21 protein-coding genes are annotated in these 23,362 nt (G+C 69.9%); 15 read left to right on the forward strand and 6 right to left on the reverse strand.

All coding sequences use genetic code 11. The annotated features are described in order from the left end of the window. Nucleotides 1–76 precede the first annotated feature (76 nt). The gene (locus tag ACFWZH_RS14835; RefSeq protein ID WP_384429712.1) at nucleotides 77–595 is read right to left on the reverse strand and encodes a GNAT family N-acetyltransferase; all 519 of its coding nucleotides are present in this window, start codon (nucleotides 593–595) and stop codon (nucleotides 77–79) included. Between the two features lie 97 nt (nucleotides 596–692). On the opposite strand from ACFWZH_RS14835, the gene ACFWZH_RS14840 reads away from it, so the two are divergent. Next, nucleotides 693–2,000, forward strand: a complete 1,308-nt coding sequence (locus ACFWZH_RS14840; protein ID WP_384429715.1) for a geranylgeranyl reductase family protein — start codon at nucleotides 693–695, stop codon at nucleotides 1,998–2,000. Between the two features lie 23 nt (nucleotides 2,001–2,023). Here the strand turns inward: ACFWZH_RS14840 and ACFWZH_RS14845 are convergent, their stop codons facing one another. Together ACFWZH_RS14845 and ACFWZH_RS14850 are read right to left on the reverse strand one after the other, a co-directional pair. Continuing rightward, nucleotides 2,024–2,275 (reverse strand): hypothetical protein, encoded by a 252-nt coding sequence (locus tag ACFWZH_RS14845; RefSeq protein ID WP_384429718.1) that lies wholly within the window; start codon nucleotides 2,273–2,275, stop codon nucleotides 2,024–2,026. Nucleotides 2,276–2,475: 200 nt separating this feature from the next. Next, nucleotides 2,476–3,273, reverse strand: coding sequence for a C40 family peptidase (locus ACFWZH_RS14850; protein WP_384429721.1), 798 nt, complete (start codon nucleotides 3,271–3,273; stop codon nucleotides 2,476–2,478). Between the two features lie 724 nt (nucleotides 3,274–3,997). Between ACFWZH_RS14850 and ACFWZH_RS14855 the strand changes: the two genes are divergently transcribed. From ACFWZH_RS14855 to nuoN, 14 genes are read left to right on the forward strand one after another with little or no spacing between them, the layout of a single operon-like run. Then, nucleotides 3,998–4,357, forward strand: a complete 360-nt coding sequence (locus ACFWZH_RS14855) for an NADH-quinone oxidoreductase subunit A (protein ID WP_006604811.1) — start codon at nucleotides 3,998–4,000, stop codon at nucleotides 4,355–4,357. 9 nt (nucleotides 4,358–4,366) lie between these two features. Further along, nucleotides 4,367–4,921 (forward strand): NADH-quinone oxidoreductase subunit B family protein, encoded by a 555-nt coding sequence (locus ACFWZH_RS14860; RefSeq protein WP_030416193.1) that lies wholly within the window; start codon nucleotides 4,367–4,369, stop codon nucleotides 4,919–4,921. Next, nucleotides 4,918–5,703 carry an NADH-quinone oxidoreductase subunit C gene (locus tag ACFWZH_RS14865; protein ID WP_384429724.1) on the forward strand — a complete coding sequence of 262 codons (786 nt, stop codon included), beginning with the start codon at nucleotides 4,918–4,920 and terminating at the stop codon, nucleotides 5,701–5,703. The genes ACFWZH_RS14860 and ACFWZH_RS14865 overlap by 4 nt, the downstream gene beginning before the upstream one ends. Then, complete coding sequence (locus ACFWZH_RS14870; RefSeq protein WP_384429727.1) at nucleotides 5,703–7,079, forward strand: NADH-quinone oxidoreductase subunit D; 1,377 nt, start codon at nucleotides 5,703–5,705, stop codon at nucleotides 7,077–7,079. The genes ACFWZH_RS14865 and ACFWZH_RS14870 overlap by 1 nt, the downstream gene beginning before the upstream one ends. Beyond that, nucleotides 7,076–7,981: an NADH-quinone oxidoreductase subunit NuoE gene (gene nuoE / locus ACFWZH_RS14875; RefSeq protein ID WP_384429730.1), complete on the forward strand. Its 906-nt coding sequence runs from the start codon at nucleotides 7,076–7,078 to the stop codon at nucleotides 7,979–7,981. Before ACFWZH_RS14870 ends, nuoE begins: the two co-directional genes overlap by 4 nt. Continuing rightward, complete coding sequence (gene nuoF, locus ACFWZH_RS14880; protein WP_384429732.1) at nucleotides 7,981–9,363, forward strand: NADH-quinone oxidoreductase subunit NuoF; 1,383 nt, start codon at nucleotides 7,981–7,983, stop codon at nucleotides 9,361–9,363. The genes nuoE and nuoF overlap by 1 nt, the downstream gene beginning before the upstream one ends. Then, complete coding sequence (locus ACFWZH_RS14885) at nucleotides 9,360–11,891, forward strand: NADH-quinone oxidoreductase subunit G (protein WP_384429735.1); 2,532 nt, start codon at nucleotides 9,360–9,362, stop codon at nucleotides 11,889–11,891. The genes nuoF and ACFWZH_RS14885 overlap by 4 nt, the downstream gene beginning before the upstream one ends. Then, a complete protein-coding gene (gene nuoH / locus ACFWZH_RS14890) occupies nucleotides 11,888–13,276 on the forward strand; it encodes an NADH-quinone oxidoreductase subunit NuoH (RefSeq protein WP_384429738.1) in 1,389 nt (462 codons plus the stop codon). The genes ACFWZH_RS14885 and nuoH overlap by 4 nt, the downstream gene beginning before the upstream one ends. Further along, nucleotides 13,242–13,868, forward strand: a complete 627-nt coding sequence (nuoI, locus tag ACFWZH_RS14895) for an NADH-quinone oxidoreductase subunit NuoI (protein WP_384429741.1) — start codon at nucleotides 13,242–13,244, stop codon at nucleotides 13,866–13,868. Before nuoH ends, nuoI begins: the two co-directional genes overlap by 35 nt. Next, a complete protein-coding gene (locus ACFWZH_RS14900; RefSeq protein ID WP_384429744.1) occupies nucleotides 13,865–14,731 on the forward strand; it encodes an NADH-quinone oxidoreductase subunit J in 867 nt (288 codons plus the stop codon). Before nuoI ends, ACFWZH_RS14900 begins: the two co-directional genes overlap by 4 nt. Beyond that, nucleotides 14,728–15,027, forward strand: a complete 300-nt coding sequence (gene nuoK / locus ACFWZH_RS14905; protein ID WP_350730467.1) for an NADH-quinone oxidoreductase subunit NuoK — start codon at nucleotides 14,728–14,730, stop codon at nucleotides 15,025–15,027. The genes ACFWZH_RS14900 and nuoK overlap by 4 nt, the downstream gene beginning before the upstream one ends. A 13-nt stretch (nucleotides 15,028–15,040) precedes the next feature. Beyond that, entirely contained in the window at nucleotides 15,041–16,951 is a 1,911-nt protein-coding gene (nuoL, locus tag ACFWZH_RS14910; protein ID WP_384429747.1) for an NADH-quinone oxidoreductase subunit L, read from the forward strand. Between the two features lie 3 nt (nucleotides 16,952–16,954). After that, nucleotides 16,955–18,613: an NADH-quinone oxidoreductase subunit M gene (locus ACFWZH_RS14915; RefSeq protein WP_384429750.1), complete on the forward strand. Its 1,659-nt coding sequence runs from the start codon at nucleotides 16,955–16,957 to the stop codon at nucleotides 18,611–18,613. Further along, nucleotides 18,610–20,262: an NADH-quinone oxidoreductase subunit NuoN gene (gene nuoN / locus ACFWZH_RS14920; protein WP_384429753.1), complete on the forward strand. Its 1,653-nt coding sequence runs from the start codon at nucleotides 18,610–18,612 to the stop codon at nucleotides 20,260–20,262. Before ACFWZH_RS14915 ends, nuoN begins: the two co-directional genes overlap by 4 nt. Before the next feature lie 84 nt (nucleotides 20,263–20,346). On the opposite strand, the gene ACFWZH_RS14925 is transcribed toward nuoN, so the two are convergent. From ACFWZH_RS14925 to fahA, 3 genes are all read right to left on the reverse strand, one after another. After that, nucleotides 20,347–20,826: a hypothetical protein gene (locus tag ACFWZH_RS14925; RefSeq protein WP_384429756.1), complete on the reverse strand. Its 480-nt coding sequence runs from the start codon at nucleotides 20,824–20,826 to the stop codon at nucleotides 20,347–20,349. Between the two features lie 558 nt (nucleotides 20,827–21,384). Then, nucleotides 21,385–22,029: a GPP34 family phosphoprotein gene (locus ACFWZH_RS14930; protein WP_384429758.1), complete on the reverse strand. Its 645-nt coding sequence runs from the start codon at nucleotides 22,027–22,029 to the stop codon at nucleotides 21,385–21,387. A gap of 4 nt (nucleotides 22,030–22,033) precedes the next feature. Next, nucleotides 22,034–23,251: a fumarylacetoacetase gene (gene fahA / locus ACFWZH_RS14935; protein WP_384430224.1), complete on the reverse strand. Its 1,218-nt coding sequence runs from the start codon at nucleotides 23,249–23,251 to the stop codon at nucleotides 22,034–22,036. Nucleotides 23,252–23,362: the final 111 nt, after the last annotated feature.

A 23,362-nucleotide genomic window follows, 5' to 3' on the forward strand; every position in this document is an offset into this window, starting at 1 on the left:
GGCGCCGCGGGAGGACCGCGGCGCCCTCGCGCGTGTCGTCAGGCGGCTCTTCGCGCCGGCCCGACCGCGCCGGTACTCACACGTCCAGCCGGTGGCAGTAGGCCGTCCGCTTCCCGTGCGGCGTGACCACCGTCTCCGCCCGCCGCATCCCCAGGCGCCGGGTCACCGCGAGGGACCGCTCGTTGCGGGCGTCGACCATCGCCACCACCTGGCGCACGCCGGCCTTCCGTACGCGTTCCAGGGCGAGTTGCGCGGCCGCCGTGGCGTACCCCTTGCCCCAGTAGGCGCGGCCCAGCCGCCAGCCGATCTCGATCTCGCCCTTGGGGCCCCACTCGTGCGGCCAGGGCTGGGCGCCGGTGAAGCCGATGACCGCGCCGTCCGCGGGGTCGAGCATGGTGTAGAGACAGAAACCCCGTTCCGCGTCGTGGAGCCGCTGGCGGGCGGTCAGCTCCTCGTACACGGACAGTTCGGCCGATGTGCCGCCGTGGAACTCCATCACGTCGGGGTGGTCGAAGACGCGGTGCCAGTTCAGTGCGTCCTCGTCGGTGGGGACGCGCAACTCGACGGTCGGGAGCGACTGCGGAGGTCTGTTCATGGACCAACCCTTCAGGTTCTGATCACATACGCCCCCATAGACTGCACGTGCCCAGTGCCGGTCGGCACCCAGATATCGACTTCCGGGAGACCTCGCCGTGACGGAGTCCGTGACCGCGTCAAAGACCACGCCCCGCTCCGAGCACAGCGCGGACGTGATCGTCGTCGGCGCCGGGCCCGCCGGCTCGACGACCGCCTACCACCTCGCCAAGTCCGGACTGGACGTCCTCCTCCTGGAGAAGACGGCCTTCCCGCGCGAGAAGGTGTGCGGCGACGGCCTCACCCCGCGTGCCACCAAGCAGCTGATCGCCATGGGCATCGACATCTCCGAGGAAGCGGGCTGGTTGCGCAACAAGGGCCTGCGGATCATCGGCGGCGGCTCCCGGCTGCAGCTCGATTGGCCGGATCTCGCCTCGTTCCCGGACTACGGACTCGTCCGCAAGCGCGACGACTTCGACGAGCAGCTGGCGCGCCAGGCACAGAAGGCCGGCGCCCGGCTCCACGAGCGCTGCAACGTGGGCGCCCCCATCATCAACGAGCTGACCGGCCACATCACCGGCGTGCACGCCAAGCTCGGCGACGACAAGACGCCGGTCACCTTCCACGCCCCGCTCGTCGTCGCCGCGGACGGCAACTCCACCCGGCTGTCGCTGGCCATGGGCCTGCACCGCCGCGAGGACCGCCCGATGGGCGTCGCCGTCCGCACGTACTTCACCTCTCCCCGCCACGACGACGACTACCTGGAGTCCTGGCTGGAGCTGTGGGACCGCCGCGGCGCGCAGGACCGGCTGCTGCCCGGCTACGGCTGGATCTTCGGCATGGGCGACGGTACGAGCAACGTCGGTCTCGGTGTGCTGAACACCTCCGCCTCCTTCAAGGAGCTGGACTGGCGCGAGATCCTCAAGGCGTGGTGCGCCTCGATGCCCGCCGACTGGGGCTACACGCCGGAGAACATGACCGGCCCGATCCGCGGCGCCGCGCTCCCCATGGCCTTCAACCGCCAGCCGCACTACACCAAGGGCCTGCTGCTGGTCGGTGACGCGGGCGGCCTGGTCAACCCGTTCAACGGCGAGGGCATCGCCTACGCCATGGAGTCCGGCTCCATCGCCGCCGAGGTCATCGTGCAGGCCCAGGCGCGCGCCACGTACGCCCAGCGCGAGCTGGCCCTGCAGCGCTACCCCAAGATCCTCAAGGACACCTACGGCGGCTACTACTCGCTCGGCCGCGCCTTCGTGAAGCTGATCGGCAACCCCAAGGTCATGAAGATCGCCACGCAGCGCGGTCTGACCCACCCGCTGCTGATGCGCTTCACCCTGAAGATGCTCGCCAACCTCACCGACCCCACGGGCGGCGACGCGATGGACCGCATCATCAACGGCCTTTCGAAGGTCGCGCCGAAGGCGTAACGGCCGACGAGCCGGGGGGAACCTCACCCGCCGGGCCGGACTCCGTGCCAGTCGTCGATGACGTGCACGTCGTAGGTCCCGGTGAAGTCGTTGTCGACGACCACGTTCGAGTGCCCGTATGCGCGGCAGTCGCCGGAATCGCGGGCGCACCGACGTGGATCGTCGTCCGGCGGTGGGGGCGGAACGGCCGTCGCTGCGGTGGTGCCGCCGAGAACGGCGGCTGCCGAGAAGGCTGTGCAGACCGCGAATCTGGAGAGCCGCTGGGAGAGGGGCACGGGCCTCTCACCTCAATCGCTTCATGTGGGTGACGGCGTGGATCCGGCCGGTGACGGCCTTCCCCTCCACGGGTCCCACGTTACGCCCCGACCGCTCGCGGGCTGGTAGCCGCCGCCACCCCGCACGCCCAACGTCGAAGGACCGCCCCTCCCGAGCCGGGGAGGGGCGGTCCTTCGTCAGTACCTGGTGTGCGGCGGTCCTACAGGACGCGCACCGCGCCGGTGGGCATGTCGTAGCTGAGCGGGCGCTCGACGATGCCGGTGCTCGGGTTCTGGGCGCCGATGAACTTGCCGTCGCCGATGTAGACGCCGACGTGGTAGGCGCTGCCCGCGCTGCCCCAGTAGAGGATGTCGCCGACCTGGAGGTTGGAGAGGCCGACCTGGGTGCCGGCGGTCGACTGGTCCTGCGACACACGCGGCAGGTCGATACCGATCTGGTTGAACGCGGCCTGCGTCAGGCCGGAGCAGTCGTACGACGAGGGGCCGCTGGAGCCCAGCACGTAAGCCTTGCCCAGCTGCGCCTTGAGGAAGGCGATGAGGGTGGCGGTGGAGCCGGTGGCGGTGGAGGTCGACGGCGCGGACAGGGTCGTCCGCTCGTCGGAGCGCGAGGCACGGGCCTGCGCGGCCTCCTTGGCCTTGCGGGCCTCCTCGGCCTTCTTCTTCGCCTCGGCCTTGGCCTTCTTGACGGCCTCGGCCTTGTCCTTCTCCGCGGCCTTGGCGGCCTTGGCGAAGACGCTGTCCTGGAGCGCCTGCCGCTCGTAGTTGAACGCGACCTGCTCGGCGGTGTCGGCGCTCCGGGCGGCGCTGGTCGCCAGCGCCGTCGTGATCGTCGGCATCTCCTGGGTCTCGGAGACGGGCTTTTCCGCGGCGTTGGCCGGCACGGTCGCGCCGGTCACCGCGAGAGTGAGGAAGCCACCGGTCACGCCCGCACGCAGTGCCCGCGAGGACGCGGAACGGCGGGGCTTCCGGTGGCTGGGTATGAGTGCGTTCGGGGACATGGCAATAACGGCTATCAGGCGCCGGAGGTTGCTGCCAAGAAAGGTGCAGTGCGCCACACTTGACGTGTACGCGACGAACAAAACGGACTTTTGACTGTCCGTCGACTCGGCGGCGCGATGTCCGAATTTCGCGATCATGTTCCTACGCACGGCATTTGCTGCTCCGTGCGGGTTCGGCGGGGGCCTATCACTTCCCCACGCGCCACGCCAAGGCTTCCCAGCCGTCAAGAACTCAGTGCCCGAAATAGCGTGGGATAGGTCACTCTTGAGTGTCCGTTATGTTCCCGTGATCCGACGCGGCCGGCCGCTCGTGAACTGGAGCACGTGCCGACGATCACGGCCGGGTCACGAGCGGATCACGCCGACGGGTCCGACTCCTATAGCAGTTGGCGACGTCCAGCACCAATTTGCCTGTGGTCGCTGCGACTTGATAATGACACCACCGCCCTGACCAGCGGTAACCCATGTGAATGTCACCTCTCGTGATCACTCGCGCGCTTCGCGTACGAAGATCACCGCTCATCCGACTTCATGATCCTTCGCCGGGTGGTGGAGATCACAAAGGCGTTGTCCACCCCCGTGTCGCAGATCACACACCAGCGGGCATAAGATGCAGGCGGCTCGGGCTTGTGAACTGCCTCACATGTGCACGATCTCCATGGGGCGATCAGAGGGCCCGAGCGGACCGCCATCCAGTCATCGTCGACTGAAGGGAGCGAGGACGGTGAACGCTTACGCGCCCATCCTCGTACTGGGAGCCCTAGGGGCAGGCTTTGCGATCTTCTCCGTCGTCATGGCCACCCTCGTCGGGCCCAGGCGCTACAACCGGGCCAAGCTCGAGGCGTACGAATGCGGGATCGAGCCGACGCCACATCCGTCCGGTGGCGGTCGCTTCCCGATCAAGTACTACCTGACGGCGATGCTCTTCATCGTCTTCGACATCGAGATCGTCTTCCTCTATCCCTGGGCCGTCACCTTCGACGCCCTGGGACTGTTCGGGCTCGTCGAGATGCTCCTCTTCGCGCTCACCGTCTTCGTCGCCTACGCCTATGTCTGGCGTCGTGGCGGCCTGGAATGGGACTAGGGGTCACACATGGGACTTGAAGAGAAGCTGCCGAGCGGCTTTTTGCTGACCACTGTCGAGCAGGCCGCGGGCTGGGTGCGCAAGTCATCGGTCTTCCCGGCGACCTTCGGGCTGGCCTGCTGCGCCATCGAGATGATGACGACCGGCGCCGGGCGCTACGACCTGGCCCGCTTCGGCATGGAGGTCTTCCGGGGCTCGCCGCGCCAGGCGGATCTGATGATCGTGGCCGGCCGGGTGAGCCAGAAGATGGCCCCCGTCCTGCGGCAGGTCTACGACCAGATGCCGAACCCGAAGTGGGTGATTTCCATGGGGGTTTGCGCCTCATCGGGCGGAATGTTCAATAACTACGCGATTGTCCAGGGCGTCGACCACATCGTGCCCGTCGACATCTATCTGCCGGGCTGCCCGCCGCGTCCCGAGATGCTGATGGACGCCATCCTCAAGCTCCACGACAAGATCCAGCACACCAAGCTCGGGGTCAATCAGCAGCAGGCCGCCCGCGAGGCGGAGGAAGCGGCACTCAAGGCGCTCCCGCTGATCGAGATGAAGGGGCTGCTGCGGTGAGTGAGCAGAAGAACCCCGAGCGTCCGGACGCCTCGGACGAGGCCGTCCCGGCGCAGCGCGACGACACCGGCGAGGTGATCGCCACCCGCCGCGGCATGTTCGGCGCCAACAACGGCGGGGACACCACCGGCTACGGCGGCCTCGTACGGACCGTCCGGCTGCCCGGCGCGTCCCAGCGGCCGTACGGCGGACCGGGCGCCGACGGCGGTGCCTCGGGCGGAGCCGAGAGCGGGGGAGGATACGGCGACTTCGACGAGATCGCCGACGAGCTGGAGGGCGCCCTCGACGAGCAGGGGCTGGTCCCCGAGAACGTCATCGCCAAGACGGTCGTGGACCGCGGCGAGCTGACCTTCCACATCGAGCGGGAGTACCTGCCGGCCGTCGCCAAGATCCTGCGCGACGACCCGGCGCTGCGCTTCGAGCTGTGCACGGGCGTGAGCGGGGTGCACTTCCCCGGGGACACCGGCCGGGAGCTGCACGCCGTCTACCACCTGCGCTCGATCACCCACAACCGGCTGATCCGGCTGGAGGTCTCCGCCCCGGACGCCGACCCGCACGTGCCCTCGCTCGTGGCGGTCTATCCGACCAACGACTGGCACGAGCGCGAGACGTACGACTTCTTCGGCCTGATCTTCGACGGTCATCCCGCGCTGACCCGGATCATGATGCCCGACGACTGGCAGGGCTTCCCGCAGCGCAAGGACTACCCGCTCGGCGGCATCCCCGTCGAGTACAAGGGCGCCCAGATCCCGGCTCCCGACCAGCGGAGGTCGTACAGCTGATGACTACTGCACCGCACTCCCACTCCTCGAACGGCCACCGCACCTCAAGCGACTTCGACACCCAGGAGTCGCTGGGCCGCGAGACCACCGAGGGCACGGTCTACAACGTCTCCGGCGGTGACTGGGACGAGATCGCGGCCGCCGCGGTCAAGTCCGACGACGAGCGGATCATCGTCAACATGGGGCCGCAGCACCCCTCGACGCACGGTGTGCTCAGGCTGATCCTGGAGATCGACGGGGAGACCGTCACCGAGGCCCGCTGTGGCATCGGCTATCTGCACACCGGTATCGAGAAGAACCTCGAATACCGGACCTGGACGCAGGGCACCACCTTCGTCACGAGGATGGACTACCTCACCCCCTTCTTCAACGAGACGGCCTACTGCCTGGCCGTGGAGAAGCTGCTCGGCATCACCGACGACGTCCCCGACCGGGCCTCGGTCATCCGCGTGCTGCTGATGGAACTCAACCGGCTCTCCTCCCACCTGGTGTGCATCGCCACCGGCGGTATGGAGCTGGGCGCCACCACGATCATGATCTACGGCTTCCGCGACCGCGAGCTCATCCTCGACATCTTCGAGCTGATCACCGGTCTGCGGATGAACCACGCCTACATCCGGCCCGGCGGCCTCGCCCAGGACCTGCCCCCGGGCGCGGTCGACCAGGTGCGCGCCTTCGTCAAGAAGATGGGCAAGAACATCGGCGAGTACGACAAGCTCGCCACCGGCAACCCCGTCTTCAAGGGCCGTATGGAGGGCATCGGCTACCTGGACCTGGCCGGCTGCATGGCCACCGGAGCCACCGGCCCCATCGTGCGCTCCGCCGGACTCCCGCACGACCTGCGCAAGACGCAGCCGTACTGCGGATACGAGGACTACGAGTTCGAGGTGCCGACCGCCGACACCTGCGACGCCTACGGCCGGTTCCTGATCCGGCTGGAGGAGATGCGCCAGTCGCTGCGGATCGTCGAGCAGTGCCTGGACCGCCTGGAGCCCGGTCCGGTGATGGTCGCGGACAAGAAGATCGCCTGGCCCGCCCAGCTGGCCCTCGGCCCGGACGGCCTGGGCAACTCCCTCGACCACATCAAGAAGATCATGGGCACCTCGATGGAGGCCCTGATCCACCACTTCAAGCTCGTGACCGAGGGCTTCCGGGTCCCGCCCGGACAGGCCTACGCGGCCGTCGAGTCGCCCAAGGGCGAGCTGGGCGTGCACGCGGTCAGCGACGGCGGCACCCGCCCCTACCGGGTGCACTTCCGCGACCCGTCCTTCACCAACCTGCAGGCCATGGCGGCGATGTGCGAAGGCGGCCAGGTCGCCGACGTCATCGTCGCCGTCGCGTCCATCGACCCCGTGATGGGAGGCGTCGACCGATGACCACCGCGTCTTCTCGGGGTGGGACCCCCGAAACCCCCACCAGCCTGGGGATGCCCACGCTCCCGGCCCCGGACTACCCGGCCGAGGTGCGGGCCCGGCTCGAGGCGGACGCCAAGGAGGTGATCGCCCGCTACCCCGGCGCGCGCTCGGCGCTGCTGCCGCTGCTGCACCTCGTACAGGCCGAGGAAGGGCATGTCACCCGCACCGGCATCCGCTTCTGCGCCGAGCAGCTCGACCTGACCACCGCCGAGGTCACCGCGGTGTCGACCTTCTACTCCATGTACCGCCGCAGGCCGAGCGGCGACTACCAGGTCGGCGTCTGCACCAACACCCTGTGCGCGGTCATGGGCGGCGACGCCATCTTCGAGGAGCTCAAGGAGCACCTCGGCGTCGACAACGGCGAGACCACCGAGGACGGCGCCGTCACCCTCGAACACATCGAGTGCAACGCCGCCTGCGACTTCGCCCCGGTCGTGATGGTCAACTGGGAGTTCTTCGACAACCAGACGCCGCAGTCCGCCCGGCAGCTCGTCGACGACCTCCGGGCGGGCCGCACCGTCGAGCCCACCCGCGGCGCACCGCTGTGCACCTTCAAGGAGACCGCCCGGATGCTCGCCGGATTCCCGGACGAGCGGCCGGGCGCCGTCGAGGCCACCGGCGGCGCCGGACCCGCCTCCCTGATCGGACTGCGCCTGGCCAAGGGCGAGGCCGCACCGGGCCGCGGCGCCGATCACGTCATCGCCCCGCGGACGACCACCGACCAGCCCACGGACGAACCCCCGTCCGGGCACCCCGCCGAGCAGGCGCCCTCGGGCCACCCCAGTTCCCACGACGCACCGCACGAGACCTCGGCCTCCGACGACCAGCACCCGGCCGGGCCCACAGCAGAGGAGGGGGAGTGATGACAGTGGCAGCCGAGTACGGGGGCGCCTCCCGGCCGCACGCCGGGGGAGAGGCGAGCCCGGAGAAGCTCCTCATGCCCGTCCTGTCCGCCTTCTGGGACCAGCCCGAATCCTGGACGCTGGAGACCTACCGCCGGCACGAGGGCTACGAGGGCCTGCGCAAGGCGCTCGCGATGCCCCCCGACGACGTCATCGCCTACGTCAAGGACTCCGGCCTGCGCGGCCGCGGCGGCGCGGGCTTCCCCACCGGGATGAAGTGGCAGTTCATCCCGCAGGGCGACGGCAAGCCGCACTACCTCGTGGTCAACGCCGACGAATCGGAGCCCGGGACCTGCAAGGACATCCCCCTCCTCTTCGCGAACCCGCACTCCCTCATCGAGGGGATCGTGATCGCCTGCCATGCGATCCGCTCGAACCACGCCTTCATCTATCTGCGCGGTGAGGTCGTACCCGTCCTGCGCCGACTGCACGAGGCCGTACGCGAGGCCTACGCGGCGGGCTACCTCGGACGGAACATCCTCGGCTCGGGACTCGACCTGGACGTCATCGTGCACGCGGGCGCCGGCGCGTACATCTGCGGTGAGGAAACCGCGCTGCTCGATTCCCTGGAGGGCCGTCGCGGACAGCCCCGGCTGCGTCCCCCCTTCCCCGCGGTGGCCGGCCTCTACGCCTGCCCCACTGTCGTGAACAACGTCGAATCCATCGCGTCGGTTCCCGCGATCATGAACAAGGGCAAGGACTGGTTCAGGTCGATGGGCAGCGAGAAGTCCCCGGGCTTCACGCTCTACTCGCTCAGCGGCCATGTCGCCAATCCCGGCCAGTACGAGGCCCCGTTGGGCATCACCCTGCGCCAGCTGCTCGACATGAGCGGCGGGATGCGCCGCGGCCACCGGCTGAAGTTCTGGACGCCGGGCGGCTCCTCGACACCGATGTTCACCGCCGAACACCTCGACGTCCCCCTCGACTACGAGGGCGTCGGCGCGGCCGGCTCGATGCTCGGCACCAAGGCCCTGCAGTGCTTCGACGAGACCACCTGCGTCGTACGGGCGGTCACCCGCTGGACCGAGTTCTACGCGCACGAGTCCTGCGGCAAGTGCACACCCTGCCGCGAAGGGACGTACTGGCTGGTGCAGTTGCTGCGCGACATCGAGGCCGGCAACGGCCGGATGGCCGACCTCGACAAGCTGAACGACATCGCCGACAACATCAACGGCAAGTCCTTCTGCGCCCTCGGCGACGGTGCCGCCTCGCCGATCTTCTCCTCGCTCACGTACTTCCGAGAGGAGTACGAGCAGCACATCACCGGCAACGGCTGCCCGTTCGACCCCGCCAAGTCGACCCTGTGGGCCGACAACAACGCTCACCTGGGGGTGAATGCATGACCGTCACGACAACTGGGGCGAACAGCGGCTCCGCCGCGGGTCCCTCGGGGGGCGGCGAGGCGGCCGTCCCGCCGGAGGACCTCGTCACCCTGACGATCGACGGCATCGAGATCTCCGTCCCCAAGGGGACGCTGGTCATCCGCGCCGCCGAACTCCTCGGCATCGAGATCCCGCGCTTCTGCGACCACCCGCTGCTGGACCCGGCGGGCGCCTGCCGGCAGTGCATCGTCGAGGTGGAGGGCCAGCGCAAGCCGATGGCCTCCTGCACCATCACCTGCACCGACGGCATGGTCGTCAAGTCGCAGCTGACCTCCCCGGTGGCCGAGAAGGCCCAGCGCGGGGTGATGGAGCTGCTGCTGATCAACCACCCGCTGGACTGCCCGGTCTGCGACAAGGGCGGCGAGTGCCCGCTGCAGAACCAGGCCATGCAGGTCGGCGACCCGGAGTCGCGCTTCGAGGGCAAGAAGCGCACCTTCGCCAAGCCGGTACCGATCTCCACCCAGGTGCTGCTGGACCGCGAGCGCTGTGTGCTGTGCGCGCGCTGCACCCGCTTCAGCAACCAGATCGCCGGCGACCCGATGATCGAGCTCGTCGAGCGCGGCGCCCTCCAGCAGGTCGGCACCGGAGAGGGCGACCCCTTCGAGTCGTACTTCTCCGGCAACACCATCCAGATCTGCCCGGTCGGCGCGCTCACCTCCGCCGCGTACCGCTTCCGCTCCCGCCCCTTCGACCTGGTCTCCTCGCCGTCGGTGTGCGAGCACTGCGCCGGCGGCTGCGCGACCCGCACCGACCACCGGCGCGGCAAGGTCCTGCGGCGGCTGGCCGCCAACGACCCCGAGGTCAACGAGGAGTGGATCTGCGACAAGGGGCGGTTCGCCTTCCGCTACGCCCAGCAGCGCGACCGGCTGGAGCACCCCCTGGTGCGCAACGCCGAGTCCGGTGAGCTGGAGCCGGCGAGCTGGCCCGAGGCCCTGGAGGCGGCGGCCCGCGGACTGACCGCGGCCAAGGGGCGCACGGGCGTACTGACCGGCGGCCGGCTGACCGTCGAGGACGCCTACGCCTACGCCAAGTTCGCCCGGATCGCGCTGCACACCAACGACATCGACTTCCGGGCCCGGGTGCACAGCGCCGAAGAGGCCGACTTCCTGGCGGCCAAGATCGCCGGGCGGGGCCGGGACCTGGACGGCGGCGGTGTCACGTACACCGCCCTGGAGCAGGCGCCGGCCGTCCTGCTGGCCGGGATCGAGGCCGAGGAGGAGGCGCCGGGCGTCTTCCTGCGGCTGCGCAAGGCGCACCGCAAGAGCGGCCAGCGCACCTACGGGCTGGGCAGTTACGCCTCACGCGGGCTGATCAAGGCCGGTGGGACGCTGCTGCCGGCCGCCCCCGGCACCGAGACCGAATGGCTGGACGCGCTCGCCGGCGGCGCCGGCCTGGAGGGCGAAGGGCGCGCGGCGGCCGAGGCGCTGCGCGCGGACGGCGCGGTGATCGTCGTCGGCGAGCGGCTGGCGGGGGTGCCCGGCGCGCTGACCGCCGCGGTGCGCGCCGCCGCCGCGACCGGCGCCCGACTGGTGTGGATTCCGCGGCGGGCGGGCGATCGCGGTGCGGTCGAGGCCGGCGCGCTGCCCGGTCTGCTGCCCGGCGGGCGGCCGGCCACCGACCCGCGGGCCCGCGACGAGGTCGCCGCGGCCTGGGGCGTCGCCGCGCTCCCGCACCGGCACGGCCGCGACACCGGCCAGATCATCGAGGCCGCGGCGACCGGGGAGCTCAGCGCGCTGCTGGTGGCCGGAGTCGAGGTCGCCGACCTGCCGGACCCGGCGCGGGCGCTGACCGCCCTGGACGAGGTCGGCTTCCTGGTCAGTCTGGAGCTGCGGCCCTCGCAGGTCACCGAGCGGGCGGATGTGGTCCTGCCGGTGGCGGCCGTGGTGGAGAAGGCCGGCACGTTCCTCAACTGGGAGGGCCGGGCGCGGCTGTTCGAGGCGGCGCTCAAACCGGACCAGATGACCCGCCGCCATCTGCAGTCGGACTCCCGGGTACTGCACATGCTCGCCGACGCCATGGACGTCCACCTGGCCCTGCCCGACGTCCGCTCCGTACGCCGCGAGCTGGACCGGCTCGGCAGCTGGGACGGCCCGTACGCCGGTGAGCCCCTGGAGACCGGGCGTCCGCTGCCCCGGCCCGCCGCCGGTGAGGCGGTCCTCGCCGGGCACCGGCTCCTGCTGGACCAGGGGCTGCTCCAGGAAGGCGACGAGGCGCTGGCCGGCACCCGGCACGCCGCGCTCGCCCGGCTGTCGCAGGCCACCGCCGAGGAGACCGGCGTCAAGGACGGTGACCTGCTGGAGGTCCGCGGACCGGCCGGCTCGGTCCGGCTGCCGCTGAAGGTCACGCCGATGCCCGACCGGGTGGTGTGGCTGCCGCTCAACTCCACGGGCGGTGGCGTCGCCGCCGACACCGGGGCCCGCCCCGGTGACCTGGTGAAGATCTCCGCCGCCCCGGGCACGCCGGCGCAGGCCAAGGAGGTGGACGCATGATGCAGCTCGGCCAACTGGCCACCGCGCGGACCGCGCTGGCCCAGGAAGACCTGTCGATGTTCGGCCGCGATCCCTGGTGGCTGATCGTCGTCAAGGCGGTCTTCTGCTTCGCGTTCCTGATGCTGACGGTGCTGTTCTCGATCGTCTGGGAGCGCAAGGTCGTCGCCTGGATGCAGCTGCGCATCGGCCCCAACCGGCACGGCCCCTGGGGGATGCTCCAGTCGCTGGCCGACGGCATCAAGCTGATGCTGAAGGAGGACCTGGTCGTCAAGCGGGCCGACAAGGCGGTCTACATCCTCGCGCCGATCGTGGCGGCCATCCCGGCCTTCATGGCGATCGCGGTGATCCCCTTCGGGCCCGCCGACAACGAGGTCTCGATCTTCGGCGTCCGCACCCCGATGCAGCTGACCGACCTGCCCATCGGCATCCTCTACATCCTGGCCACGGCCTCGGTCGGCATCTACGGCATCGTGCTGGCGGGCTGGTCCTCCGGCTCGACCTACCCCCTGCTCGGCGGGCTGCGCTCGTGCGCGCAGATGATCTCGTACGAGATCGCGATGGGCATCTCGTTCGCGGCGGTGTTCCTGTACTCCGGGTCGATGTCGACCTCCACCATCGTGGAGTCGCAGCAGGACCGGTGGTACATCCTGCTGCTGCCGGTGTCCTTCATCATCTACATCGTCGCCATGGTCGGTGAGACCAACCGCGCGCCGTTCGACATGCCGGAGTCCGAGGGCGACCTGGTCGGCGGCTTCAACACCGAGTACTCGTCCATCAAGTTCGCGATGTTCATGCTGGCCGAGTACATCAACATGGTCACCGTCTCGGCGGTCGCGGTCACGCTCTTCCTGGGCGGCTGGCGGGCGCCCTGGCCCGTGTCGACGTTCTGGGAAGGCGCCAACCACGGCTGGTGGCCGCTGCTGTGGTTCACCCTCAAGGTGCAGCTGCTGCTGTTCTTCTTCATCTGGCTGCGCGGCACCCTCCCCCGAGTGCGCTACGACCAGTTCATGAAGCTGGGCTGGAAGGTCCTCATCCCGGTCTCGATGGTCTGGCTGATGCTGGTCGCCACCGTCCGGGCGCTGAAGAACGAGGGCTACGACTTCTCCCAGATCGTGCTGTACGTGGCCGGCAGCGCCGTCGCGCTGCTGCTGATCTCCCTGGTCGTGGACTTCTTCCGGCGCGGTGAGGAAGAGCCCGAGACGGACGGCGACGGCGCCTTCGACCCGATGGCCGGCGGCTTCCCCGTACCGCCGCTGCCCGGGCAGAGCCTGCCGCCCGTGCCGCGGCGGCGTCCCCGCCGCGACCGGGAGTTGATTGTCAGTGGTCGGGTGGACACTGTCAGTGACGAAAATGAGACCGACGGAAAGGGGGGCGACGGTGCCTGAGTTCCAGAACCCCGTGGCCGGCTTCGGCGTGACCTTCAAGGCCATGTTCAAGAAGCGGCTGACCGAGCAGTATCCGGAGGAGAAGAAGCCGACGGCGCCGCGTTTCCACGGCCGGCATCAGCTCAACCGCCATCCGGACGGGCTCGAGAAGTGCATCGGCTGCGAGCTGTGCGCCTGGGCCTGCCCGGCGGACGCGATCTATGTCGAAGGCGCGGACAACACCGACGAGGAGCGCTACTCCCCGGGCGAGCGCTACGGCCGCGTCTACCAGATCAACTATCTGCGCTGCATCCTGTGCGGCCTGTGCGTGGAGGCCTGTCCGACCCGCGCGCTCACCATGACCAACGAGTACGAACTCGCCGACCGCTCCCGCGAATCGCTCATCTACACCAAGGAGGAGCTGCTCGCGGGCCTGCAGGACACGATGGTCGACTCACCGCACGCGATCTACCCCGGCATGACGGAGAAGGACTACTACAACGGGCTGGTGACCGAGGCCGCGCCCGGCACCGTCCGCCAGGTCGCCGTCTCCAAGGGGGAGCACCCCGCAGAGCAGCCGGACCGGACCGCCGACGAGGAGGTGCAGGCATGACCGGCCTCGCCACCGCGGCCGCCTCCACGGGCGAGGCCGTGCAGTTCTGGATCCTGGGCACCGTCGCCGTCATCGGCGCGCTGTGCACGATCCTGATGAAGCGGGCCGTGCACAGCGCCCTCTCGCTCGCCGGCACCATGATCGTCCTGGCGGTCTTCTACCTCGCCAACGGCGCGTACTTCCTCGGCGTCGTGCAGATCGTCGTCTATACGGGCGCGATCATGATGCTGTTCCTGTTCGTCGTCATGCTGGTCGGCGTCACGGCCGCGGACTCCCTCAAGGAGACGCTCAAGGGCCAGCGCTGGCTCGCCGCCGGACTGGGCATCGGCTTCGGCATCCTGCTGATCGCCGGTATCGGCAACGCCTCGCTCAAGGAGTTCAACGGCCTGGGCGAGGCGAACGCCGGCGGCAATGTGCAGGGCCTGGCCGCGCTCATCTTCACCAAGTACGTCTTCGCCTTCGAAGTCACCGGCGCGCTGCTGATCACAGCAGCCGTCGGCGCGATGGTGCTCACGCACCGGGAGCGCACGGAGCGGGCCAAGTCGCAGCGCGAACAGTCCGAGGCGCGGATCCGCGAGGGCAAGCAGGTGCCCCCGCTGCCCGCCCCGGGGGTCTACGCCCGGCACAACGCCGTCGACATCCCGGGCCTGCTGCCCGACGGCACCCCGTCCGACCTGACCGTCAGTCCCACGCTGCGCGAGCGCGGCCAGATCCGCGATGTCTCCGGTGAGTCGCTCGCCGAACTCAAGGCGCTGGAGCAGCGCTCCGAGGAGTGGCTGGGGCGCGGCACCGAGGACGAGCCCGCGCCCGGGTCCTCCGGTGGCGCGACGCGGAAGGAGCACAAGGAGGGGGCCAAGAAATGAACCCGGTCTACTACCTCTACCTCGCCGCCCTGCTGTTCACCATCGGCGCGGCCGGGGTGCTGATCAGGCGGAACGCCATCGTGATGTTCATGTGCATCGAGCTGATGCTCAACGCCTGCAATCTCGCCTTCGTCACCTTCTCGCGGATGCACGGGAATCTGGACGGCCAGATCATCGCCTTCTTCACGATGGTCGTCGCCGCGGCCGAGGTCGTGGTCGGCCTGGCGATCATCGTGTCGATCTTCCGCACCCGTCATACGGCCTCGGTCGACGACGCCAGTCTGATGAAGCTGTAAGGGGTCGCACAAAGTGGAGAACTTGATCGCGCTGCTTGTCGCGGCACCGCTGGTCGGTGCGGCCCTGCTGCTGTGCGGCGGCAAACGACTCGACCGCACCGGCCACTGGATTGGCACGCTGCTGGCGGTGGCGTCGTTCGCCGTCGGGGTGGCGCTCTTCGCCGACATGCTCGGCAAGAGCCCCGAGCACCGTGCCCTGCACCAGCACCTGTTCAGCTGGATCCCGGTCGGCGGCTTCCAGGCCGACGTCGCCTTCCAGCTCGACCAGCTGTCGATGACCTTCGTCCTGCTGATCACCGGTGTCGGATCGCTGATCCACATCTACTCGATCGGCTATATGGAGCACGACGAGCGGCGCCGCCGCTTCTTCGGCTACCTCAACCTCTTCCTCGCGGCGATGCTGCTCCTCGTCATCGCCGACAACTACCTTCTGCTGTACGTCGGCTGGGAGGGCGTCGGCCTCGCCTCGTACCTCCTGATCGGGTTCTGGCAGCACAAGCCCAGCGCGGCCACCGCCGCCAAGAAGGCGTTCCTGGTCAACCGCGTCGGCGACATGGGCCTGTCCATCGCGATCATGCTGATGTTCACGACGTTCGGGACCTTCGCCTTCGGGCCGGTGTTCGCGGCCACCGGTGACACGTCCGAGGGCAAGCTCACCGCCATCGGGCTGATGCTGCTGCTGGCCGCCTGCGGCAAGTCGGCACAGGTGCCGCTGCAGTCCTGGCTGGGTGACGCGATGGAGGGCCCGACCCCGGTCTCGGCCCTGATCCACGCCGCCACGATGGTCACCGCCGGCGTGTATCTGATCACCCGCTCCGGGGCGATCTTCAATGCCGCGCCGGACGCGCAGACCGCCGTCGTCGCGGTCGGCGCGGTCACCCTCCTGTTCGGTGCGATCGTCGGTTGCGCCAAGGACGACATCAAGAAGGCCCTGGCCGGCTCGACGATGTCGCAGATCGGCTACATGATCCTGGCCGCCGGCCTCGGCCCCATCGGCTACGCCTTCGCGATCATGCACCTGGTCACCCACGGCTTCTTCAAGGCCGGCCTCTTCCTCGGCGCCGGTTCGGTGATGCACGGCATGAACGACGAGGTCGACATGCGCCATTACGGCGGCCTGCGCCGGTACATGCCGATCACGTTCATCACCTTCGGCCTCGGCTATCTGGCGATCATCGGCTTCCCCGGACTGTCCGGCTTCTTCTCCAAGGACAAGATCATCGAGGCGGCCTTCGCCAAGGGCGGCACCGAGGGCTGGATCCTCGGCGGCGCGGCCCTCCTGGGCGCCGCGATCACCGCGTTCTACATGACACGGGTGATGCTGATGACCTTCTTCGGCGAGAAGCGCTGGGCCGAGACACCGGCCGCTGCCGCGCCGGGACAGCAGGTGCAACACCCGCACGAGTCGCCGAAGGTCATGACGCTCCCGATGATCGTGCTGGCCGTCGGATCGGTCTTCGCCGGCGCGCTGTTCAGCGTCAACGACGCCTTTGTGAAGTGGCTGGAGCCGGTCACCTCGTTCGCGCACGGCCACTCCCCGGTCAGCGCCACCACCGTCACGGCCTCGACCGTCGTCGTCCTGCTCATCGGCGTCGGCATCGCCTGGCTGATGTACGGGCGCAAACCCGTTCCGGAACTCGCCCCGCGCGGCTCGTGGCTCACCCGGGCCGCCCGCCGCGATCTGCTCCAGGACGACTTCAACCACATCGTCTTCGTGCGCGGCGGCAGCGAGGTCACCACCACGCTCGTCCAACTCGACCGCTCCCTGGTGGACGGGGCGGTCAACGGCACGGCGGCCTCCATGGGCGGACTCTCCGGCCTGCTGCGCCAGTTGCAGAGCGGCTTCGTCCGCTCGTACGCGGTCCAGATGCTGGGCGGGGCCGCCGTTCTCGTCGCCGCGACCCTGCTGATGAGGGGAGTCTGAGCCATGTCGTTTCCCCTGCTGACGGCAGTGGCCGTGGTGCCGGCGGTCGGCGCGATCGCCACCGCCGCGCTGCCCGCCGCCAAGCGCACCGCGGCCAAATGGCTCGCGCTGCTGTTCTCGCTGATCACCTTTGCGCTGGCCCTGGTCGTCGCGTTCCGCTTCCACCCCGGAGCCAAGAGCCCGTATCAGCTCACCGAATCGCACGCCTGGATCCCGGACTTCGGCGTCCGCTACGAACTCGGCGTGGACGGCATCGCGGTCGCCCTGATCGCGCTGACCACCCTGCTGATCCCGTTCATCATCCTGGCCGGCTGGCATGACGCCGACCCTCTGGAGGAGGCCACGCCCAACCGGCGCTGGCGGCCCACCCAGGGCTTCTTCGCGCTGATCCTGGCCGTCGAGGCGATGGTGGTGATCTCCTTCGAGGCCACCGACGTCTTCCTCTTCTACATCTTCTTCGAAGCCATGCTGATCCCGATGTACTTCCTCATCGGCGGCTTCGGGGACCGCGCGGGTCCGGACGGCGAGGAGCAGGCCGCCGGCCGACGGTCGTACGCCGCGGTGAAGTTCCTGCTCTACAACCTCGCCGGTGGCCTGATCATGCTGGCCGCGGTGATCGGGCTGTACGCCGTCACCGCCGACCAGCTCGGCACCGGCACGTTCTCGCTCCAACAGATCGTCGAGGCCCGGGCCGCCGGCAAGCTGGACATCGCCGCCGGCACCGAGCGGCTGCTCTTCCTCGGCTTCTTCTTCGCCTTCGCGGTGAAGGCGCCGCTGTGGCCGCTGCACACCTGGCTGCCCGGCGCCATGGGCGAGTCGACCGCGCCGGTCGCCGTGCTGATCACCGCGGTCGTCGACAAGGTCGGCACGTTCGCGATGCTCCGCTTCTGCCTCCAGCTCTTCCCGGAGGCCAGCAGCTGGGCCACCCCCGCCATCCTGGTGCTCGCACTGATCAGCATCGTCTACGGCGCGCTGCTCGCGGTCGCCCAGCGGGACATCAAGCGGCTGATCGCCTACGCCTCGATCTCCCACTTCGGCTTCATCATCCTGGGCATCTTCGCGATGACGTCCCAGGGCCAGGGCGGCGCCACGCTCTACATGGTCAACCACGGCATCTCCACCGCCGCACTGATGCTGGTGGCCGGCTTCCTGATCAGCCGCCGCGGCTCGCGCCTGATCGCGGACTACGGCGGCGTCCAGAAGGTCGCCCCCGTACTCGCCGGCACGTTCCTCATCGGCGGTCTCGCCACCCTGTCGCTGCCGGGCCTGGCGCCGTTCGTCAGCGAATTCCTGGTCCTGGTCGGCACGTTCACCCGCTATCCCGTGATCGGCATCATCGCCACCTTCGGCATCGTCCTCGCCGCGCTCTACGTCCTGGTCCTGTACCAGCGGACGATGACCGGGCCGGTGAAGGCCGAGGTGACCGGCATGCCCGACCTCAGGGTGCGGGAGCTGGTGGTGGTGGCGCCGCTGATCGCGCTGCTGATCTTCCTCGGGGTGTATCCGAAGCCGCTCACCGACATCGTCAATCCGGCCGTCGACCACACCCTGTCCGTCGTGGACAAGCAGGACCCCAAGCCCACTGTGCAGGTGAACGCCGTGCCCGGCGGAGGCCGGCACGGCCACGCCGCGAACGATCAAGACGTGGAGGCCGCGAAGTGAGTTCCGTGGCAAGTGTCCACAGCCTGTGGACGGTGGCGGCCGGCGCACCGGGCAAGATCCCGGGGCCGCACATCGAGTACGCCCAGCTGTCGCCGACGCTGATCGTCCTCGGCGCGGCGGTGATCGGCGTCCTGATCGAGGCGTTCGTGCCGCGCCGCGCCCGCTACCACTCCCAGTTGCTGCTGTCCCTGGTGACGCTGGCCGCCGCGTTCGCCGCGGTGATCGGCCTGGCGGCCGGCGGCTTCGGCTCGTCCAAGGCGCATATCGCCGCCATGGGCGCCATCGCCGTCGACGGCCCCGCCCTGTTCCTGCAGGGCACGATCCTGCTGGTGTCCCTGATCGCGGTCTTCACCTTCGCCGAGCGCCGGCTCGACCCGGCGGCGCACGGCAAGCGGGTGGACTCCTTCGCGGCCCAGCCCGCCGCCGTCCCCGGTGGCCCGGCCGAACAGGCCGCGGTCAAGGCCGGTTTCACCACCTCAGAGGTCTTCCCGATCGCGCTCTTCGCGATCGGCGGCATGCTGGTCTTCCCGGCCGCCAACGACCTGCTGACGCTCTTCGTCGCCCTGGAGGTCTTCTCCCTCCCGCTCTACATCCTGTGCGCGCTGGCCCGCCGCCAGCGACTGCTGTCGCAGGAGTCCGCCGTCAAGTACTTCCTCCTCGGTGCCTTCTCCTCCGCGTTCCTCCTCTTCGGCGTGGCCCTGCTGTACGGCTACGCCGGCACCGTGACCTACGCCGGGATCGCCGAGGTGATCTCGGACGGCGCCAAGCAGATCGACCCGGCGCTGGCCGGCACCATGGGCAACGACGCGCTGCTGCTGATCGGCGCGGCACTGGTGCTGATGGGCCTGCTGTTCAAGGTCGGCGCGGTCCCGTTCCACATGTGGACCCCGGACGTCTACCAGGGTGCGCCGACCCCGGTCACCGGCTTCATGGCGGCCGCCACGAAGGTCGCCGCCTTCGGCGCGCTGCTGCGCCTGCTGTACGTCGTCCTGCCGGGCATGCGCTGGGACTGGCGGCCGGTGCTGTGGGGCGTCGCGATCATCACGATGCTGGGCGGCGCGATCATCGCCATCACCCAGACCGACATCAAGCGGCTGCTGGCCTACTCCTCCATCGCGCACGCCGGCTTCATCCTCGCCGGTGTGATCGCCACCAGTGAGGACGGCATCTCCTCGGTGCTCTTCTACCTCGGCGCCTACTCCTTCGTGACGCTCGGCGCCTTCGCCGTCGTCACCCTGGTGCGGGACGCGGGCGGCGAGGCCACCCAGCTGTCCAAGTGGGCCGGGCTCGGACGCCGTTCCCCACTGGTGGCCGCGGTCTTCGCCGTCTTCCTGCTGGCCTTCGCCGGTATCCCGCTGACCTCCGGCTTCGCCGGGAAGTTCGCGGTCTTCAAGGCGGCGGCACAAAGTGGTGCGGGCTGGCTCGTGGTGGTCGGTGTCATCTCCTCCGCCATCGCCGCGTTCTTCTACATCCGCGTCATCGTGCTGATGTTCTTCAACGAGCCCAAGGCGGAAGGCCCGACCGTCGCGGTCCCCAGCCCGCTGACGACCACGGCCATCGCCATCGGCGTCACGGCCACCCTGGTGCTCGGTCTGGCGCCGCAGTACTTCCTCGACCTCGCCGGGCAGGCAGGGGTCTTCGTGCGCTGAGGCACCACGGTCCGGCACGCACAACGGCCGCCGCCCGCGACCCGCTCGGGGTCGGGCGGCGGCCGTTGCCGCGCAGTGCGGCGGTCAGCTCTTGGGCATGCCGCTCGGCAGCTCGGGCATGTCGGGGATCTTCACGCTGCCGTCGCTGGACTTGGTGTACTTCTCGGTGGGGCCGTTCTTCCAGTCGACGGTCAGGGTCTTGCCGTCCGAACCGGGCTTGAGGGTGCCCATGGTGCGGGTGGTGTCCCCGTCGGTGCACTTGAGTGCGGCCATGGTCATTCCGGCCATCGTCTGGACCTTGCCCAGGCAGGCGGCCTTGTGGCCGTTGCTGAACGCGACCGTGCCCTCCTTGATCACGAGGATCAGCGGGCTGCTGCTCGATCCGGCCTTCCAGGCTCCCTCGACCGCGGTGGGGCCGGCGGGCTTGTCGGCGTCTCCCGGAGTCGACGGCGCGGCCTCCGGCGTCTTGCTCGGCTTGCTGTCGGTGCCGCCGCTGCTTCCGCAACCGCTGAGCAGCATCGCGGCGATGGCCGCCGCCCCGGCGATCTGCGCTGCCTTGCGCACGTACGTCTCCTCCGTTGTGGGACAGGGAGACGTGAGGCTAGCAGCGCCCTCCACGGCTCTCGGACCCGTCACCGGATTGCGTCAACGCCGGTACGGACTTGGTGTGGGCCTGTGACGCGAAAACGGGGCGAAGGGGGTGAAAGGGGTGGGGTGAGGTGGGGGGAGGGGGTGGGTTGGGGCGGGGCATACATAGCTACTGCCTTTGGGGCCTCCCCCGCCCCCGCCCCAACCCACCCCTCCCCGCCCCTCCCCGCCCCTCCACCTCATGCTCCAGCGCCTCCCGCCGGGAGGGTCGCCGCCGGGACCCCTACCGAGGTCACCGCCAGGCCCCCGCCTAGTCCGCCCGCCAGCACCCCTGCCTAGGTCGGGGCCAGGCCTCCCCGCCTAGGCCGCCGCCAGGGCGCCCGCCCATGCCGCCGCCAGGACCTCTGCCGAGGCCGGCGCCAGCACCGTTGGTACCTCTGCCGGATCCTCTGCCAGGCCCTCTACTGCAGCCAGCAGCCACTCGCGGCCTAATCGCACTCTCCGGACCTCCTCCCGCCCTACACCCCTCCCGCCCTACACCCCACCTCCGGCACTCTGGTCGTCCTGTACGGCGCGGAACGCGGCGTGGGCCGTCCACTCCTCCTTGACCAGGCGTCTCAGGTCGCGGCGGAGTGGGCGGAAGGCGCTGCCCGGCAGGAGCTTGGTGTCCAGGCCCGTCGCTGAGGAGTGCGCCGCCAGGAGCCGGGTGCGCCGGTCGGGGAGCCCGGCGTCGACCGCGGCCCTGAAGCGGGCGTGGGCCGGGCCGGCCAGGTCCACCGCCCCTGCGGGGAAGCGCTCGTACGGCAACAGGCCCAGGGCGCGGTAGACCTGTCTGCGCAGCGCGCCGCGCTCCTCCAGTCGGCGCAGGCACAGCTCCCGCACGGGGCGGCTGGCGCTGCGTACCCAGCGGTGGGCCCTGATGCCCCGGCCGCCCTTGGCGGGGGCGGGGAGCGTTGCCAGGGCGCCGTCGAGTATCGGGTCGCCCAGCGGCAGCGGATTGGCCACCGTGACGCGGTCGCCGCGTTCGACCGCGATCCGCCCGGCCGCCTCCAGGTCGGCCAGCGCCGCACCGGCCAGCCCGTACCGCAGGTACCTGGGGCTGTTCAGCGGGCGGCCGCGGACCGGGTCGAGGGCGAGCAGGAGCAGCTCCTCGGGGAGAGTGAGGGGCACGTCGGTCATGTCACTACGGTGTCCCCACCGTGGGTGCGGGCAGGATGCGGCCGCTGACCTCGCCCAGCTCGATCCGGGCGCCGCCGGGGCCCGGGGCCCAGGCGGTGAGGGTGACCTCGTCGCCGTCCTGGAGGTAGGGGCCCTTGCCCTGGGTGAGTTCGAGCAGGCAGCCGAGCTGATCGGGGTCGGGACCGGAGACCGTGCCGGAGGCGAACAGATCGCCGGTGCGGAGGGAGGCGCCGTTGACGGTCATATGGGCCAGCTGCTGGGCGGCCGTCCAGTACATGCTGGCGAACGGGGGCCGTGAGACGACCTCGTCGTTGATCCGCACCTCGATGCGGATGTCGAAGCCGCCCGGCTCCACGCCGGAGTCGTCGAGGTAGGGCAGTGCTGGGACGTCCCGTGCGGGCGGTGTCGTACGGGCCTCGTCGAGGGCGTCGAGCGGGGTGATCCAGGCAGAGACGGAGGTGGCGAAGGACTTGCCGAGGAACGGGCCGAGCGGCACGTACTCCCAGGCCTGGATGTCGCGGGCGGACCAGTCGTTGACGAGGCAGACGCCGAACACGTGGTCACGGAAGGAGCCCAGGCCGACGGGCTCATGGAGCGTGGAGGGCGTGCCGACGACGAAGCCGACCTCGGCCTCGATGTCGAGGCGGGTGGACGGGCCGAAGGTCGGGGCCTCGTCCGCCGGAGCCTTGCGCTGGCCGTTGGGCCGCACCACCGGGGTGCCGGTGGCGACGACGGTGCCCGACCGGCCGTGGTAACCGATCGGCAGATGCTTCCAGTTGGGCGGCAGCCCCGCGTCGTTCGGGCGGAAGATCCGGCCGACGTTCATGGCGTGGTGCTCGCTGGAGTAGAAGTCGACGTAGTCGGCGACCTCGAAGGGGAGGTGCAGGGTGACCTCCTCCAACGGGTGGAGCAGCGGGGCCACTTCGTCGCGGTGCGCGAGGTCGGTCACGGCGGTGTGGACGGCCGCGCGGATCTGCTGCCAGACGGGCCGCCCGGCGGCGAGGAGGGGGTTGAGGGTCGGCGCGGCGAGGAGCTCGGCGTGCGGATGGATGGCGGCCGGGAGGGCGCTGGGCAGGGCGCTCAGGTCGAGGACATGGGCGCCGTAGCGGACACCGATGCGGTGTTGGTCGGGGGCATCGGTGGTGCTGAAGACGCCGTAGGGGAGGTTGTGCGGGCCGAAGGGATCGCCTTCTGCCAGCTCGAACGGGCTCTGCTCGGGCATGGACAGCTCCTCGCGTTCGTCGTCGCCGGTGGGCAGCCGGACCGTCGGGGGCTGGTGTGTCCCCGAGCCGGTGGCTGTGTTGATCAGAGTACGGCCGGGCACGTCGCGGGG

The organism is Streptomyces sp. NPDC059008 (genome assembly GCF_042749045.1).
Classification (GTDB): domain Bacteria; phylum Actinomycetota; class Actinomycetes; order Streptomycetales; family Streptomycetaceae; genus Streptomyces.